Source organism: Streptomyces sp. NPDC005791 (assembly GCF_042871485.1).
Lineage (GTDB): Bacteria > Actinomycetota > Actinomycetes > Streptomycetales > Streptomycetaceae > Streptomyces.
Genome location: NZ_JBIAIP010000020.1, coordinates 1 through 16,170, shown reverse-complemented (window position 1 = coordinate 16,170; position 16,170 = coordinate 1). Strand labels below are relative to the sequence as shown.

At 70.0% G+C, this 16,170-nt stretch carries 12 protein-coding genes and 1 pseudogene; 11 read left to right on the top strand and 2 right to left on the bottom strand.

The window, feature by feature from the left end:
- Positions 1 to 110 precede the first annotated feature (110 nt).
- The 7 genes from ACFYSH_RS30270 to ACFYSH_RS30240 all read left to right on the top strand — a co-directional run bounded on the left by ACFYSH_RS30270 (position 111) and on the right by ACFYSH_RS30240 (position 7,396).
- Entirely contained in the window at positions 111 to 1,115 is a 1,005-nt protein-coding gene (locus ACFYSH_RS30270; RefSeq protein ID WP_388756570.1) for a fumarylacetoacetate hydrolase family protein, read from the top strand.
- Positions 1,112 to 2,074, top strand: a complete 963-nt coding sequence (locus tag ACFYSH_RS30265) for a cyclase family protein (protein ID WP_359478514.1) — start codon at positions 1,112 to 1,114, stop codon at positions 2,072 to 2,074. The genes ACFYSH_RS30270 and ACFYSH_RS30265 overlap by 4 nt, the downstream gene beginning before the upstream one ends.
- Before the next feature lie 22 nt (positions 2,075 to 2,096).
- Positions 2,097 to 3,227, top strand: coding sequence for an FAD-dependent oxidoreductase (locus tag ACFYSH_RS30260; RefSeq protein WP_359478516.1), 1,131 nt, complete (start codon positions 2,097 to 2,099; stop codon positions 3,225 to 3,227).
- The gene (locus tag ACFYSH_RS30255; protein ID WP_359478519.1) at positions 3,224 to 4,222 is read left to right on the top strand and encodes an amidohydrolase family protein; all 999 of its coding nucleotides are present in this window, start codon (positions 3,224 to 3,226) and stop codon (positions 4,220 to 4,222) included. The genes ACFYSH_RS30260 and ACFYSH_RS30255 overlap by 4 nt, the downstream gene beginning before the upstream one ends.
- A 20-nt stretch (positions 4,223 to 4,242) precedes the next feature.
- Entirely contained in the window at positions 4,243 to 5,181 is a 939-nt protein-coding gene (locus tag ACFYSH_RS30250; RefSeq protein WP_359478522.1) for a VOC family protein, read from the top strand.
- Positions 5,182 to 5,672: 491 nt separating this feature from the next.
- The gene (locus ACFYSH_RS30245) at positions 5,673 to 6,644 is read left to right on the top strand and encodes a fumarylacetoacetate hydrolase family protein (RefSeq protein ID WP_359478525.1); all 972 of its coding nucleotides are present in this window, start codon (positions 5,673 to 5,675) and stop codon (positions 6,642 to 6,644) included.
- Positions 6,641 to 7,396, top strand: a complete 756-nt coding sequence (locus ACFYSH_RS30240; protein ID WP_359478528.1) for an SDR family oxidoreductase — start codon at positions 6,641 to 6,643, stop codon at positions 7,394 to 7,396. The genes ACFYSH_RS30245 and ACFYSH_RS30240 overlap by 4 nt, the downstream gene beginning before the upstream one ends.
- Positions 7,397 to 7,526: 130 nt before the next feature.
- Here the strand turns inward: ACFYSH_RS30240 and ACFYSH_RS30235 are convergent, their stop codons facing one another.
- Both ACFYSH_RS30235 and ACFYSH_RS30230 read right to left on the bottom strand, forming a co-directional pair.
- Positions 7,527 to 8,681 carry a M23 family metallopeptidase gene (locus ACFYSH_RS30235; protein WP_359478531.1) on the bottom strand — a complete coding sequence of 385 codons (1,155 nt, stop codon included), beginning with the start codon at positions 8,679 to 8,681 and terminating at the stop codon, positions 7,527 to 7,529.
- A 359-nt stretch (positions 8,682 to 9,040) separates the two neighbouring features.
- The gene (locus ACFYSH_RS30230; protein ID WP_388756565.1) at positions 9,041 to 11,152 is read right to left on the bottom strand and encodes an acyltransferase family protein; all 2,112 of its coding nucleotides are present in this window, start codon (positions 11,150 to 11,152) and stop codon (positions 9,041 to 9,043) included.
- A 170-nt stretch (positions 11,153 to 11,322) separates the two neighbouring features.
- On the opposite strand from ACFYSH_RS30230, the gene ACFYSH_RS30225 reads away from it, so the two are divergent.
- The 4 genes and pseudogenes from ACFYSH_RS30225 (at position 11,323) to ACFYSH_RS30210 (ending at position 15,357) form a co-directional block, all read left to right on the top strand.
- A complete protein-coding gene (locus ACFYSH_RS30225) occupies positions 11,323 to 12,090 on the top strand; it encodes a hypothetical protein (RefSeq protein ID WP_388756562.1) in 768 nt (255 codons plus the stop codon).
- Entirely contained in the window at positions 12,087 to 12,722 is a 636-nt protein-coding gene (locus ACFYSH_RS30220; RefSeq protein WP_359478543.1) for a Fic family protein, read from the top strand. The genes ACFYSH_RS30225 and ACFYSH_RS30220 overlap by 4 nt, the downstream gene beginning before the upstream one ends.
- 229 nt (positions 12,723 to 12,951) lie before the next feature.
- Positions 12,952 to 13,491, top strand: a pseudogene (locus tag ACFYSH_RS30215) (biotin/lipoate A/B protein ligase family protein); the annotation flags it as partial.
- A gap of 114 nt (positions 13,492 to 13,605) precedes the next feature.
- Positions 13,606 to 15,357, top strand: coding sequence for a recombinase family protein (locus tag ACFYSH_RS30210; RefSeq protein WP_388756559.1), 1,752 nt, complete (start codon positions 13,606 to 13,608; stop codon positions 15,355 to 15,357).
- Positions 15,358 to 16,170 lie beyond the last annotated feature (813 nt).

Here is a 16,170-nt window from a genome sequence, read left to right as displayed (position 1 = left end):
TACGGCGCCGACCAGGGCAAATAAACACCATGGATGACACGCATCCACACAATCTATTTCCATGATCTCGGGTTGCGGGTCCAGATTAGTCACATCGCAATCAGGAGGACATGTTCGTGAAACCTGAAGACGCCGCGTCCGCACTCTTCGCCGGACCGTTCGCACTCACCACGCTCTCGGCCCCGGACAGGCCCGCGTTCCCCGCTCTCGTCACCCCGGACGCCCAGGTGACCGACCTCCGAGCCGCTCTCGGTGACGACCGGCTGACCATCCGCGGTCTCCTGGGAACCTGGGAGGCGGCCCTCCCCCGGCTGCGGGCGCTGGCCGAGGACGGCGGGCCGGGGCGGAAGCCGCTGGCGGACTTCCGGGTGCACGCTCCCGTCGAACCGCGCCAGGTCTTTCAGTCGGGGGCCAACTACCGGCAGCACGTGATCGACCTGCACGTCGCGCACCGGGCTCCCGGCGACGACCGGCCCGAGGAGGAGCGGCGTGCGGAGGCGGCGGAGATCATGGACCGCCGGGCTGCCGAGGACCTGCCGTACGTGTTCATCGGCCTTCCGAGCGCGATCACCGGGCCGTACGACGATGTGGTCCTCCCGGCGTGGGCCGAGAAGCCCGACTGGGAACTGGAGTTGGCAGCGGTCATCGGCCGTCCCGCCTACCAGGTCTCCGTCGAGGAGGCGCTCGACCACGTCGCCGGATACACGATCGCCAACGATCTCACCGATCGCACCACGGTCTTCCGCCGGGACATGCCGCAGATCGGAACGGACTGGCTGCGCAGCAAGAACGCGCCCGGCTTCACCCCGCTCGGCCCCTGGATCGTGCCGGCCGCGTCGATCGCCGACCCGGACGACCTGCAGGTGACGCTGAAGCTGAACGGCGAGACCATGCAGGACGAGTCCACCAAGGACATGATCTTCGGCGTCGCGCGCGTGGTGTCGTACGTCTCCCGGACCGCACACCTCCTCCCCGGCGACCTCGTGCTGACCGGCAGCCCGGCCGGCAACGGGATGCACTGGGGCCGGCTGCTGCGCGATGGTGACGTCATGGAGGGTTCGGTCACCGGCCTCGGCGTCCAGCGCACCCGCTGTGTCGCGGAGGGGGCCTTGTGACCCTCGACCGCACCGACCCCGAGAAGTCGATCGCCGAGGCCGCCAAGGCATATTCCAACTGGGGGCGTTGGGGCGAGGACGACGTGCTCGGCACCCTCAACTTCCTCGACGCGGCCAAGCGCCGCGAGGCCGCCGCGCTCGTCCGCCGGGGCGTCAGCTTCTCCCTCTCCCAGAGCTTCGACATGAACGGCCCGCAGAAGGGCTGGCGCCGGCGCACCAACCCCGTGCACACCATGCTGGACACCGGCACCGACGCGGTCGTCACCGGGCAGGGCTTCCCGCACGGACTCGGCGGCGCCGACGACGTCATAGCGATGCCCCTTCAGTGCTCCACGCAATGGGACGGGCTCGGGCACATCTTCGACCACGGCAAGGCCTGGAACGGGCGCCCGGCGGAGAAGGTCGTCACCTCCGAAGGCGACCTCGTCACCGGTATCGAGCACATGGCACCGCACGTCGCGGGACGCGGCGTTCTCCTGGACGTCGGCCGCACGATCGGTGAGAACGGCGAGCTGCCCGACGGCTTCGCGATCACCGGTGAGCACCTGTCCGCCACGGCCGAGGCCCAGGGCGTGAGCGTCGGCCGCGGTGACATCGTGCTGGTGCGCACCGGGCAGCTCGCCCGGGTGCGCCGCGACGGCTGGGGCGAGTACGCCGGCGGCCCGGCCCCCGGCCTCTCCTTCACCGCGGCGGGCTGGCTGCACGGCACGGAGATCGCCGCCATCGCCACCGACACCTGGGGCTTCGAGGTGCGGCCCAACGAGTTCGAGCACGCCTTCCAGCCGCTGCACCAGGTCGCCATCCCCAACATGGGCCTGCTCATAGGCGAGATGTGGGACCTCGACGTACTCGCCGAGGACTGTGCGGCGGACGGCGTGTACGAGTTCTCCCTCACCGCCGCCCCCCTCCCCATCACCGGCGCGGTCGGCAGCCCGGTCAACCCGATCGCCGTCAAGTAACACACGGAACAAGGGAGTTCCCATGAGTAATGCCCGTACGGTCCTGGTGATCGGCGGCGGCGCGGCCGGCAACGCCGCCACGGTCCTGCTGCGCCGGTCCGGCCTCGACGTCGAGCTGGTCGAGGCCAAGGACGACTGGAACGCCACCGCGGGGTCCGGCATCACCCTCCAGGGCAATGCCCTGCGCGTCCTGCGCGAACTGGGCGTGTGGGAGCGGGTGGAGGCGTCCGGCTACGGCTTCGGGTCGGTCGGCATCACCGCCCCCGACGGCACCGTCCTGCACGCCCAGGACGACATCCGCAGCGGAGGCGAGGACCTGCCGGCCACCGTCGGCATGCAACGCCCCCAGCTCCAGCGGATCCTCATCGACGCCGTCCGCGCGAGCGGAGCCCGGGTGCGCCTGGGCGTCAGGGCCACCGACTTCGACCAGGACGACGTCGGCGTCACCGTCCGCTTCACCGATGGCGCCGAGGGCCGCTACGACCTGGTGATCGCGGCCGACGGCCTCGGCTCCGCCACCCGCGCCGCCATCGGCATCACCGCGAAGCCGGAGCCGACCGGCATGGCCATCTGGCGCATCGCGGCCCCGCGCCCGGAAGGTCTCACCCGCACCGACCTCGCCTACGGCGGCCCGGCCCACATCGCCGGCTACTGCCCCACCAGTGACACCACGCTCTACGCGTACGTGGTCGAGGCGAACCGGGACCGTGCCTCGATCCCGCCGGAGTCGTACGCCGACGAGATGCGCCGTCTGGCCTCCGCGTACGGCGGCTTCTGGCCGGAGATCACCGAGACGATCACCGACCCGGCGAAGGTCAACTACACCTGGTTCGACCGTATGCTGGTCGAGGGCTCGTGGCACCGCGGCCGGGTCGTCCTCATCGGCGACGCCGCCCACTGCTGCCCGCCCACTCTCGCCCAGGGCGCCGCCCTGTCCCTGGAGGACGCCTGGGTGCTCGCCCAGATGCTGACCGGGTCGGACACCTGGGACGACACGCTGTTCCAGGCGTACTACGAGCGCCGGATCGCCCGTGTGCGCCCCGTCGTCGAAGCCTCCGTACAGATCGGGCAGTGGCAGCTCGACGGGGTGCGCGACGCCGACGTGCCCGGCCTGATGGGCCGCACCATGACGATGCTCCGGGAGCTGCCGTGACCACCCCCACCGTGGACGTGCACGCCCACGTCCTGCTCCCCGAGGTCGAGGCGCTCGTCGCCGGCCTGCCAGGCCACGCCGAGGCCAAGGAGCTCGACGTCCGGCGCAACGGCCCCGCCGCCCTCGCCGTCAGCGGCCCCATGGTCCGCGCACGCGTTCCGAAGATGACCGACGTCGTTGCACGCCTCACGGCGATGGACGTCCAGGGTGTCGACGTCCAGCTGGTCAGCCCCTCCCCCTCGCACTACCACTACTGGACCGACCAGGACACGGCCGAGAAGGTCTACCGGCTCGCCGACGAGGCCACCGCCGCACACTGCGCCCAGGCGCCGGACCGGCTGCGCGGGCTGGGACTCGTACCACTCCACCACCCGGATCTCATGGTGCGCGCCCTCGACCACGCCCTCGACCAGGGGCTGGCCGGCGTGGAGCTCTCCAGCCACGCGCCGGGGCGGGAGCTGTCCGACCCGGCGTACGAGCCCTTCTGGTCCCGGGCCGACGAGACGGGCGCGATCGTCTTCCTGCACCCCTTCGGGTGCACCCTCGACGAACGCCTGGACCAGTGGTACCTGTCCAACACGGTCGGCCAGCCCACCGAGAACGCCGTCGCGCTCTCCCACCTCATCTTCTCGGGGGTGCTCGACCGGCACCCCGGCCTGAAGCTGATCGCCGCTCACGGCGGCGGCTACCTGCCCACCCACATCGGCCGTTCCGACCACGCCTGGTCGGCGCGCGCCGACGCCGGTGCCGGCTGCGCCCACCTGCCCAGCAGTTATCTCAAGCGGATCCACTTCGACTCCCTGGTACACGACCCGCGCGTGCTGGGCTCACTGATCGAGGTCGCGGGAGCGGACCGGGTCCTGCTCGGCTCGGACTTCCCCTTCGACATGGGGTCCGGGGATCCGGTCGGCGCGCTGCGCGCCGCGCGGCTGTCCGAGACCGACTTCGACGCGGTACGCGGCGGCAACGCCGCCGCCCTGCTGCGACTCGCCTGACCTCAACGAGGAGGACCACCATGAACGCACGCCTGCTCACCCACCTGCGTCACGTCGACCTCGCGGTGCCCGACTACGACAAGCAGCTCGACTTCTACGCCGGCGTCTGGGGCCTCACCAAGGTCACCGAGGACTCCGGGATCTCCTTCCTGGCCGCCGAGGGCTCCCCCGAGCAGTACGTCGTACGGCTGCGCAAGGCCGAGGAGAAGCGCCTCGACCTCGTCTCCTACGGCGCCGCGAACCCCGCCGACGTCGACACCCTCGCCGAGCGGCTCCTCGCCGACGGCGTCCAGCTGATCACCCGGCCCGGGACCGTGGCCACCCCGGGCGGCGGATACGGCTTCCGCTTCTTCGACGTCGACGGGCGCACCATCGAGGTCTCGGCCGACGTCGAGGTCCGGCAGCACAGGAAGATCGAGGAGAAGGAGGCCATCCCGGTCAAGCTCTCCCACGTCGTCCTCAACTCCCCCGACCTGAACCGCACCCGGGAGTGGTACGAGCGCCACCTCGGTTTCGCCCTCTCCGACACGCTCTCCTCACCGCACATGGGCGAGGTCATGCACTTCATGCGGATCAGCAACCAGCACCACTCCATGGCCATCGCCCAGGGCCCGCACACCGCCCTGCACCACGTCTCCTTCGAGATGCGCGGCATCGACGAGTACATGCGCGGCTCCGGCCGCGTCATGCGGGCCGGCTTCAAAAAGGTCTGGGGGCCCGGACGGCACATGGCGGGCGACAACACCTTCACGTACTTCCTCGACCCGCACGGCAACACCGTCGAATACACCACCGAGCTGGAGAACCTCGACGAGGACACCTGGCACCCCCACGTCTACGACTTCTCCAAGCCCGAAGTCACCGACCAGTGGGGAACGGCCAACGCCATGAACGAAATCGTCGCCAAGGAGTCCTTCAACGACCCCGACCGAGGCGTGTTCGTCGCCCCGCCGGTCTGAGGGCTGTCCCGAAATCCGTGGTGGATCAGCGCGTGGCGTCAGATGCGGTGCGTCGCAAGCCGGAGGGACGTCCGCATGCTGGATGTATGCGGGCGTTCCGACAACGCGGCGATGTGCCGTAGCTGTCGTCGTGCGCCTGCCAGGGACTACGGGACAGCCTTGGGGAACCGGCTCCGGTCCGCGGGGACGCGGCACCCGTGTCCACGCCCTGGCTCACTCAGCCGCGTCCCCGGCCCTCCCCATGGGACCTCGCCCCGTCCCGCCCGGGCTCACGGCGGGAGGCCCGCCGCCGTACGGCAACCGGATGGGTATCGCCTCCGCCGTGGCCATCGGCGACGACACACCTGCCTGGTGGGCTGCGCCACCTGCACGCCGAGGCCACAGCCGTCCGAGCCTCCGCCCTCGGCGGGCTACCGCGGCCGCATCACCGTGGGCCACGAACCTGAAGCGCAGTCCCCTCTACCGACCCTCCCCGTTTCCAGGAGCCGCACATGCGTTTCGCCAGCTACGAGCATCAGCACCGCCACCGTGTAGCCCTCGTGGAGGAGGACGGCACCCTGTACCCCCTCCCCGGTGTCACCTCACTCACCGCTCTCCTGAAGGAGGTCGACGGGCTCCCGGGGCTGCTCGCCGCCGGTGCGACGGCCCTGGACGTACCGCCCGGACCCCACGTCTCCCAGGTACGGCTGCTCCCTCCCCTGCAGCCCGCATCCGTACGGGACTTCGTGACCTTCGAGGAGCACGTGGAGGGCGTCCGCCGCGCCGTCGACGGCGTCGACGGCGTACCCGAGCAGTGGTACGCGGCGCCGACCTTCTACTTCACCAACCCGCACGCCGTCTACGGCCCGCACGACGAGGTCCCGATGCCCCCCGGGTCGTCGGTGCTCGACTTCGAACTGGAGGTGGGCGCGGTGATCGGGCGTGAGGGACGCGACCTCACCCCCGAGCAGGCCCGCGACCACATCGTCGGCTACACCGTCTTCAACGACTGGTCCGCACGCGACCTTCAGTCCGCGGAGATGAAGGTCGGCCTCGGCCCCTGCAAGGGCAAGGACACCGCCACCACCCTCGGCCCCTACCTCGTCACCGCCGACGAACTGGAACCGTACCGGGACGCCGAAGGACTGCTGCGCCTCGCTCTGGCCGCCGAGGTGAACGGGGAGGTGATCGGCAAGGACCTGCTGTCCAACATGAGCTGGACCTTCGAGGAGATGACCGCCTACGCCTCACGCGGCACCCGGGTCGTACCGGGGGACGTCCTGGGCTCCGGTACGTGCGGCAACGGCGGCTGCCTCGCCGAGCTGTGGGGTCTGCGCGGCGAACAGACACCGCCCCCGCTGAAGCCGGGCGACACGGTGAGCCTCACCGTCGAGGGGATCGGCACCCTGACCAGTACCGTCGTGTCCGGTGTGGCGCCCGTGCCCCTGCCCGCCGGCCGACGTCGCGACCGGGAGCGGCCGTGAACGAGGGGAACCCCAAGAGGCTCCTGGGCAAAGTCGTCGTCGTCACGGGCGCGGCCCGGGGCCAGGGCGCCGCCGAGGCCGCGGCCCTCACCCGCGAGGGCGCCCGCGTCATCGCCACCGACGTGACGGACGCACCCGGCTGCCGCCGCCTCGACGTCAGCGACGAACAGGACTGGGCCGAGCTGGCCGCTGAGCTGCGCGAGACGTACGGCCAGGTGCACGGCCTGGTGAACAACGCCGGCATCACCTGGCGGGCCCGTGTCGGCGAGGTACGGCCCGAGGACATGGCGCGCGTCCACGCGGTCAACGTCACCGGTCCGCTGCTCGGTATCCAGCACCTGACCCCGCTGATGCCTGCCGGCTCCTCCATCGTGAACGTCGGCTCCTCAGCTGCTCTCACCGCCCACTACCCGGTCGCCTACACGACCAGCAAGTGGGCGCTGCGCGGCCTGTCGAAGACGGCTGCCCTGGAGCTCGGCCCGCGCGGCATCCGTGTCAACACCGTCCACCCCGGCTACATCGAGACCGAGATGACCGCATCGGCCGCCCCCGCCTTCCGGGAGGCCAACATCCGCGAGACTCCACTCGGCCGCACCGGAACCGTCGACGAAGTCGCCCCGCTGGTCGTCTTCCTGCTGTCGGACGAGTCGTCGTTCATCAGCGGCGCCGAGATCCCCGTGGACGGAGGCATGACCGCGCACGGCGGCGTCAAGTCCGTCTCCGACGCCCTGCGGCCGGAGACCGGCGTATGAAGCGACGCGAAGGCAGGGTCCCTGGTCTCAGGAACCGCCCGCGGACAGGGCCGGGCCGCCACGACGCGGTGCGCTGCCGGACCGCCTGCTGACGTCGGTGCGCGGGAATCGCGTGATCCTGCGGGTGGGCTCAGCCACCGCCTTCGAGCCAGGCGACCGGGTCCATGTACTGGCCGTTGTACAGGACCTCGAAGTGGAGGTGCGGGCCGGTGGACAGGCCTGTCGAGCCGACGAGTCCGACGGGGTAGCCGGTGGTCACACTCTGACCGGTGGTCACCTGGAAGGCGGACAGGTGGCTGTAGGTGGTCTCCAGTCGCTTGCCGTCGATCGTGCCGTGGTCGATCACCACGCGGTTGCCGTAGGCCGGGGTCATGCCCGCGAATGTGACCCGGCCCTCCCGTGCCGCGGAGACCTGCGCCGCCTGCGGCGCGCTGAAGTCGATGCCCGTGTGGAGTTTGGTGACCCCGGTCAGCGGGTGCGTGCGGGAACCGAACTGCGAGGAGACGGTGAGCGTGGTGACGGGCGCCGCCAGCAGCGCGCCGGAGGCCTGGCCGCTCTCCTGCCCGGGGTTCCCCCGGACAAGGGCGTCGTACTGCGGCAGCCGCTTCTTGACGTCGGTGACGAACGCGCGGGCCGGGGCGGGGACCTTGCCGGCCTCTTCCACCTGCTCCGTCCCGACCGTGTACGCGGCGAGCGTGAGGTCGGCGACGTCACCGTTGACGGAGCCCTTGGTACGGAGTGCGATCACCTTCTTCGCCAGGGAGCAGTCCTGCCGCCCCAGCGCCATGATCGCGTCCTCCGTGTCGAGCGGCGAGGAACTGCCGTTGCCGTCGTCGTCCCGGCCCCAGGTCTTCCAGCCGGCGTCCGTGAAACGGGCGATACCGTGCTCGGAGAGGCTCGCGGTGTCCTCCTGCCACCCGGAGAGCTGGTCGATGTGCGCGGCGAGGAGTGCGGGAGTGACTCCCGCACAGTCCGCGGTCGCCCTGCGCAGCCAGGGGACGTAGGAGCCGTCCACATTGCTGACAGCCGACTGGCCGGTGTCCGGCTCCTGCGACGGGGCCATGTCGAGGCCGCCGGTCAGGGCGAGGAAGGCGAAGACCCCGGGGACCACCACCAGGCTGGGCAGCACGATCAGGGTGAACGGGCCGGGGCCGCGGCGACGGCGTCGGGGGGTGCGGATGTCCGGCGTGTCGGCGGCGGTCGACGAGTCCTTGGCCGGAGAGGGGCCGGTCGCCCCAGTGGCGGGCGGCTGTTCCGCGGGGTGCCCCACAGATGCGTTCCGCACGGCTTCGCTTTCTGCCACCGCGTGCTCAGTGGATGCGTACCCGACGGCCTCGCGCCCTGTGAACCGGGGTTGTCCCGAGCGGCTCGACGCCGGATCGGGGTGCGGTGCTGTGGGGTGTGCCCGGAAGTCGTCGTCATGCCCGGTCGTCCCCTCCACGTGGGGGGACGCCGCGCCTTCCCAGTCCTTGGTCACGTGCCGGGCCGGCTCCACTTGGGCGCCACGGCGGGGCGTGATGTCGGCGGGGTGCATCGGTTCACACTCCGACGCTAGCCGCCTCCTGACGGGGCGTCACCGGCCTCACGGGCAGGTCCAACTGCCCGCTGGGGCACTGTCGATGCCCGGTGGGCTCCGCCCCCTCCTCAGTTCGCGCCCACGAGGCGGTCCAGTGACGGCGCCAGAACCGGGGCGAGCGCCTCGGCGTACGCCTCCGAGAGGTGACTGCCGTCGCGGTAGACGGCGGTGTCGGCGACGACTACGGGGCAGTTGCCGGTGCGAGGGGCGCAGAGCCAGGGGGTGGGGTCGATGACCGTGGTGGCCGTCGTGGAGGCGGCGGCGCGGATGGCGGAGCCGCGGGTCGCGTCGCGGGTCGCGCCGGGCACGTGGTCCGCGCAGGCGTGCAGTTGCAGGGAGTTCCTGGCGGCACAGTCGATCGGGTCGCCCTTGGGCCACGGGGTGTCGAGCAGGGCGGCGACCCTGGCTCCGGATCTGCCCAGGTCACGAAAGGTGCGGGCGAAGCCGGTGGTCCACTGCTGGAGGGGGTCGGTGGTGGGGCGGGCCGGGTCACCGGCGTCCGAGGAGGAAGCGACGACCAGGACGGGGCGCAGGGACCTGATCCTCGCCAGTGCGTCGGAGTGCCAGGCGTCACAGGCGGTGTAAGGCTTGTGTTCCTTGACGAGGGTCACGTCGGCGACCTTGCAGGATGCCTTGGTCAACGAGACCAGCTTCCAGCCGCGTGCGGTCGCCAGTTGCTGCAGGGCGGGGAACCACTGGGCCGCGTGGGAGTCGCCGAAGAGGACGACCGTACGGGAGGAAGCACGGTCGCCGTAGACGCAGGGCCGGGTGCGGGTGGCGGCGTGGTCGACGTGGCAGCCGTCCCGGTACACGGCGGAACGGGAGGACTTCACCTGCGTCAGGGGCAGGGCGAGGTTGCTCGGCAGGGCGGTGGGGGGCGACGTCAGGAGTTCGGTGAGACGTGCCTGCGGGGCCGGTGCGTCGGAGAGTGCCTGCGCCAGCGCGGGCGCGGGGCCGCCCACCTCGATCGTCGGCGGCACCGCCGTCGCCGTCAGGGTCAGCGCCGCGACCCCGGCGGAGAGCGCGGCACCGAAGGCCAGGGCACGGCGGGGGCGTCTGCGGAAGGCCCGGTGGAAACGGGCCGGGTTCTCGACGAGGCGCAGGGTCAGCCACGCCAGGCCCAGCGCCGCCGCGGACAGTCCGAGTGCGAGCGGCACTTCGGCGGTGCCGTCGGGGCGGCCCAGCGCCGCCGGGGCTATGACCAGCAGCGGCCAGTGCCACAGGTACCAGCCGTACGAGAGCCCGCCGACCCACACCAGCGGCCGTCGCCCCAGCAGCCACCCCGCGCCGAACGGGGTGGACGTACAGCCGCCGGCCAGGACGAGTACGGTGCCGACGACCGGCAGGAGGGCGTGGTAGCCGGGGAAGGCCGTCTCGTCGTCGTACCGGACCGCTGCCAGCGTGACGCAGGCCAGGCCGAGCCAGGTCAGCGGGGCCGCGACAGCGGCCGGCAGCCTTTCCAGCCGGCCGGTGGCCAGCGACAGGAGCGCACCGGCGCCCAGTTCCCAGACCCGGGTGAGGGAGCCGAAGTACGCCCAGGGCGCCGAGGAGTCCGTCATGAGGACGCCTGCCGCGAACGAGCCCAGGCACAGTATCCCGAGCGGCACCGCGACCACCCGGCGCCGACCGCGGGCGACCCGCCAGGTGAGCAGCAGGAGCAGCGGCCACACCAGGTAGAACTGCTCCTCCACTGCGAGTGACCAGAAGTGCTGGAACGGGGACGGTGGGCTGTTCTGGGCGAGGTAGTCCGTACCGGCGGCGGCCAGACGGAAGTTGACGGCGTACAGCACGCCGGCGAAGGCGTCACCCGCGTACTCGGCGAGCCTCGCCTTCGACAGGAACAGCCACGCGCCGCCGAGGGTGACGGCGATGACCAGGGACGAGGCGGGCAGCAGCCGCAGTGCCCGGCGGGCGTAGAAGGAACTGACCGAGACCCGGCCGGTGGTGGCGAGTTCCCGCAGCAGCAGCGACGTGATGAGGAAGCCGGAGATCACGAAGAAGACGTCGACACCGATGTAACCGCCACTGACCTGGGCGACGCCGGCGTGGGAAAGCACCACCAGCCCGACAGCCACCGCGCGCAGCCCTTGGATGTCGAGCCGCAGGGTGTGACCCCGGGGCGGTGCGGGTCTGCCGCTCACCGGGACCTCGCGCATCGTCGCGGACGTGCTGTTCGGCATCTGGGGTCACTCCTCGGGTCGGCTGACACGCTGCGGCCAGGAAGGCGCTTCAGCCAAGGAGATCTCTCCGCCGCCGCACGGGGTTCCGCCGTCTTCGTTTCGACCCGCCGCAGTCACGAAGGTTCAGCCACGGGAAATCGAGGGTTCACCTCTCGGCCCGCGGTTGCACCATGCACGAGGAAAAGGGGGCGACACGACTCGCTTCCATCGGCATCCTGGGGCAGTTGTTCCGCCACGTCAGACTTCGGAGGTACACCACGTCCATCCGCCAACAGCTTCGCGCCGGGTCGTTGCCGTGGTCCGAGATCGACCCCCGGCGGAACGACTTCGCGTGGAACGACGACGAGGAGCGCCTGATCGGAGCGCTGGTCGCCCGGATGACACCTTCCGCCGATGCCGAACGCTCGGAGAATTTCCGCTTCCTGCGCGAGGTGCGCGCACTCCTGGTGTCGCGTTACGGCCACTGGGCGTGCGGCTGGGACTGGTCGATCCACAACGGTGGACCGGTTGCCGCCTGGTGCTGTGACGCGCATTCGGTCGGGGAGGCGGAGGAGACCGCCGCGCGGGTCGTGGCCTCGCTGCTGGAATGGCGTGACTGGCTGGAGGACCTGGCCGAGCGGTTCGAGCAGCTCGCCCCGCATCCCGGCGCGGATGCAGAGGTCCGAAGCTGGCATCTGGAGCGTGCGGTGACCCGCCTGGTCACCGTGGTCGTGGACCGCACCCACGCCGAGTCGTCCTGGTACGGGCTCTGCGGCGCCACGCTGACCTGGTTCCTGTCCTCCACCGGGTTGGGCCCGGAGGCGGCGGCGGAGGCGGTGGAAGCCGCGATCGGCGGCCGGTTCGAGAGCTGGGCGGAACCCGTCCCGACCCTGGTCGACGCGGTCGGCGAAGACGTGGCGGTGCACCTCACCGGTCGTACGTTCTACCGTGAGCGATGAGCAATGACGCACTGGCCCTGTGGTGCCGGGTCAGGGAGCAGGTCGGCTGGGCCTCGGCCGCGACATCGCTCTCCGCGCCCGTGCGGCCCGCCGTCGACGGGCTTGCCGCCTGGCTCGACGGCCCGGTCCGCCACCGGGACCCGGCCCGCGCCGACCGACTGCTCACCGCGATGGCTCTCTCCCGCGCCGCGGCCTCGCGAGGAGAGCCGCTCGCCCCGGCCCTGCTCGACGACTGGCAGAAGCTGGTTCTCGGCGTACCCGATGTGCGTCTGCGCCAGGGTGACGCCTTCGCCAAGGGCGGCCGAGAACGTTACGGACTGACGCCGCACACCTGGCAGGACTTCGCCGCCTGCCTGCGCCAGAGTGCGGACCCCTCGATGCCTTTGCCCGCCCGGGCGGCCAGGGCGTATCTCGACATCGCCTTCTTCCACCCCTACCCGGACGGCAACGCCCGTCTGGCGTTGCTGGCCCTCGCCCATGTCCTGGAGGTGGAGGGGGTACGCCTGGACGAAGTGGGGCCACTGCGGACCACCCGCTACGCGGACGACGCAGCCGGCGCCCTCGACCTCGCGGCTCTGGTCTCCGCACTGATCCGTGCCGCCCACTGCCGGGCCACCACCGGCCCGCATTGAGAGGAGCCGTCCCTGCCGCGTACAGCCGAGCACATTAAGCTGTACACGACCGAGCATCACTCCGTGTGGGCCGCTCGCGCGCCTCCGCCCGGCCGAGCCGGCGCACTCCGGGTACGGGCGCGACGGCGACGGCTTCCGTCCGGAGAGCGATGCGACGTAGGGGCGCGCCCGTCCGGATGTCGGAGCAACAGGCTCGGATCCACGCCGCGCGCCGGAAGGGAACGAAGCCGTGCATGGCGAGTACAAGGTGCCCGGCGGCAAGCTCGTCGTCGTGGATCTGGGCGTCGAGGAAGGCGCGCTGCGCGACGTGCGCGTCGCCGGGGACTTCTTCCTGGAGCCCGACGAGGCGATCCTCGCGATCAACGGGGCCCTGGAGGGCGCCCCCTCTTCGACGGACGCCGCGGGCATGGCGGCCCGGATCACGGCGGCGCTGCCGGAGTCGACCGTCATGCTCGGCCTGACCGCGGAGGGCGTCGGCATCGCCGTTCGGCGGGCTCTGGGCCACGCGACCGAGTGGGGCGACCACGACTGGCAGCTGGTGCACACGGGGCCGCAGGCCCCCGCTCTGCACATGGCGCTGGACGAGGTCCTCACCGCCGAGGTGGCCGCCGGGCGACGTGCGCCCACGTTGCGGGTCTGGGAGTGGGCCTCGCCCGCTGTGGTCATCGGCAGTTTCCAGTCGCTGCGTAACGAGGTGGACCCCGTAGGGGCGGCCAAACACGGGATGACCGTGGTACGCCGTGTCTCCGGTGGCGGGGCCATGTTCGTCGCAACGCAAAGGCACTACAGCCTCGCCGCCTAGCCATCACACCGCCCTAAAGCGCCACAAAGTGCGACAACCGCGACAAAGGTCGGCCGGAAATGCGACCTACTCTGCGCGATTGTGAGCATCACCGTGACAACCGCACCACTCCGGCTGCGTCCCCTGGAGGAACAGCCGACCACCGCCGGGCGCCGTAAGCGCGGCCTGATCTACGTCCGGGTCTCGAAGGCCCGCGACGACATGATCAGCCCTGAACTCCAGGTCGGCCACGCCATGACCCTCGCCAGGTCCGAGAACATCGACGTCATCGCCGACCCCATCATGGACCTCGGGGAGTCGGGCCGCCAGTTCGAAGAGCGCCGGGTCGAAGAGATCAAACAGATGGCGCGCGACAAGCAGTTCGACGTGCTCATCCTCTGGATCTGGTCCCGCTTCGGACGCAACCTCCGCGAGTCCCTCCAGCACCTCGACACACTGATGGATTACGGCGTCGAAGTCCGGGCCGCCAAAGAGGACTTCGACGGCAAGACCACCATCGGCCGCTTCGCCATCGCCCAGATGCTCAACATCGCCGAGCTGGAGTCGAACCAGAAGGCCGACTCCTGGCGCGACACCTTCGAGCGCCGGAAGAACAAAGGCTTGCCGCACGCCAACCGCGGACGGTTCGGGTACTACCGCTGCGAGACCTGCCCCAAGTGGGAGTACGGCAAGAAGCTGGAGACCTGCCCCAAGTGCCGCAACGGGATATTGAAGATCGACCCGGTGACAGGACCTGTGCTGGCCCAGCTGTACCGCGACTACGCGGCCGGCATCTCGGTCCGCAAATTGTTGGTCGACCTCAACCGGCGAGGCATCAAGACCTTTACGGGCAAGCCCTTCACCACCGGAGACCTCTGCTCCATCCTCGACAGCGGATTCGGCCTCGGCTACGTCCGCTACCTCATACCCGAGCTGTCCCACCAGGTCGTCACGAACGACGACGGCAGCACGAAGAGGAAGCGAATGAACCGGCAGCGGGACGTCACCGCCTTCCTGTACTACGGCGGTGCCCACGATGCGGTCATCGACGATCCGGCCGAGTGCGAGCGCATCTGGGACGCGTACACCAAGCGCCGCATGGCCCAGAGCGGCCGGAGCTTCTCGAACCGTCCGCGCTACTCGCTCTCCCGGCACCTACGCTGCTCAGGCTGCGGCGGCCGAATGCAGACCGCTCTGCGCAACAAGAGGCACCGTCGCCCCCTGGTGGACGGCCTCCCCAACCCGCTCGACGTGACCTTTCGCTGCGCCAACCACGTCAAGTCGAAGTCCTGCCCGGTCAACGGGACTTACGTGTCTCTGGCCGTCGCGGAGAAGTGGTTCCTCAACTGGCTGGACCATGAGACGCAGATGAGCGAGAGCGAAGCTGAGGCGATCACCGCAAAGATGACCGCACTTCGGGCACAGAACGACGGTGACCATACGCTCTTGACCCGTCTCGAGAGCCTCCAGGGCCAGTTGGAAGGCCTCCGCATCAAAGAGGACAAGCTCACCGACGCCGTTCTCGCGGAGCTGGTGTCCGAGGACTCGGCCCGCCGCAAGCGGGCCGAGCTGGACACCCAGAGGCAGGCACTGATCCGAGAACAGACAGAACTGCGCTCCAAACTGAAGGAGGTACCGGTGCAGCAACCCCGGCCGTCCCAGGACGACCTCCTGACCGCCCGCAAGATCTACCAGGCAGCAGGCCAAGCTGACCGGCGTGAGCTCGCGTCGAAGCTCGTCCGCGAGATACGCGTGAACAAGGGCAGGAGCGGCCCCGGCAAAATCGATGTCTACGCCCTCTGGGAAGCGCCGCCGCCGTGGATCCCTCGCGAGTCGTCGTCATCCGACTCCTGACCGCCAGCACCGAATCCGTACCGGACGGCTAGCACGACCGCCAGGTCCCAGAAGTCCTTGAGGCACTCTTCCTTGGTCAGAATATCGGCCCTCATCGCCATCTCGCTCTCCGTGAGACGTTAGCTGGCCCTCCTGCTTGGAGGGGCGGCCCTGAGAAGCCGCCCCGCCAAGATTCAACATTCCCCCGTTTTGTTCGGACCGGATTTTGGTGCTACGCAAGAGGCCTCAGCGACGAGGGCTCCATGTACGTCAAGTACAAGGAGACGGCCCGGGGAGGGCTCGCGGTGAACATCATCGAGTGCTAGTCGGATAGGCCCTGACCAGCGTGTTCGTATATTTCAGCGCTGTCAGGGCCTTCCCTGCTTACGCGGCGGAAAGTCCCTGGAACCTCCCTGGGACAGACGTGAAAGTCCCTGAAAAGTCCCTGGGATGTCCCTGCTTTGCCGCGTTCTTGAGGGGTGCACGGCTGCCTTCCAGGACGACCATGCGCCCTAACCGTTGCCGAGTACGGAGTGCAATCGGTACACGCGTCGGGTAGCGAGACCTACGCATTACGAGACCGTCAGCGTTCGTGTTGTGTGGTGCTTGACCGTACTACCGAGTGACGTTTTGCCTGATCAGAGCACGTGTGACTGGTTGGTCTGTACCCGCTGGTATTTTGATGTCCAAAGGCGTCCGGCCACCAGCTGGCCACCGGGGGGCGCACTGATGGCTACAACTAGTAGGGCTTGGTCATGTGCGGTCTGTGATGGCGTGTCTTCTTGATCAGTCGTGTCGTTGACCGGGTGTGCTGAGTGAGGAGTTGGCTGCGGT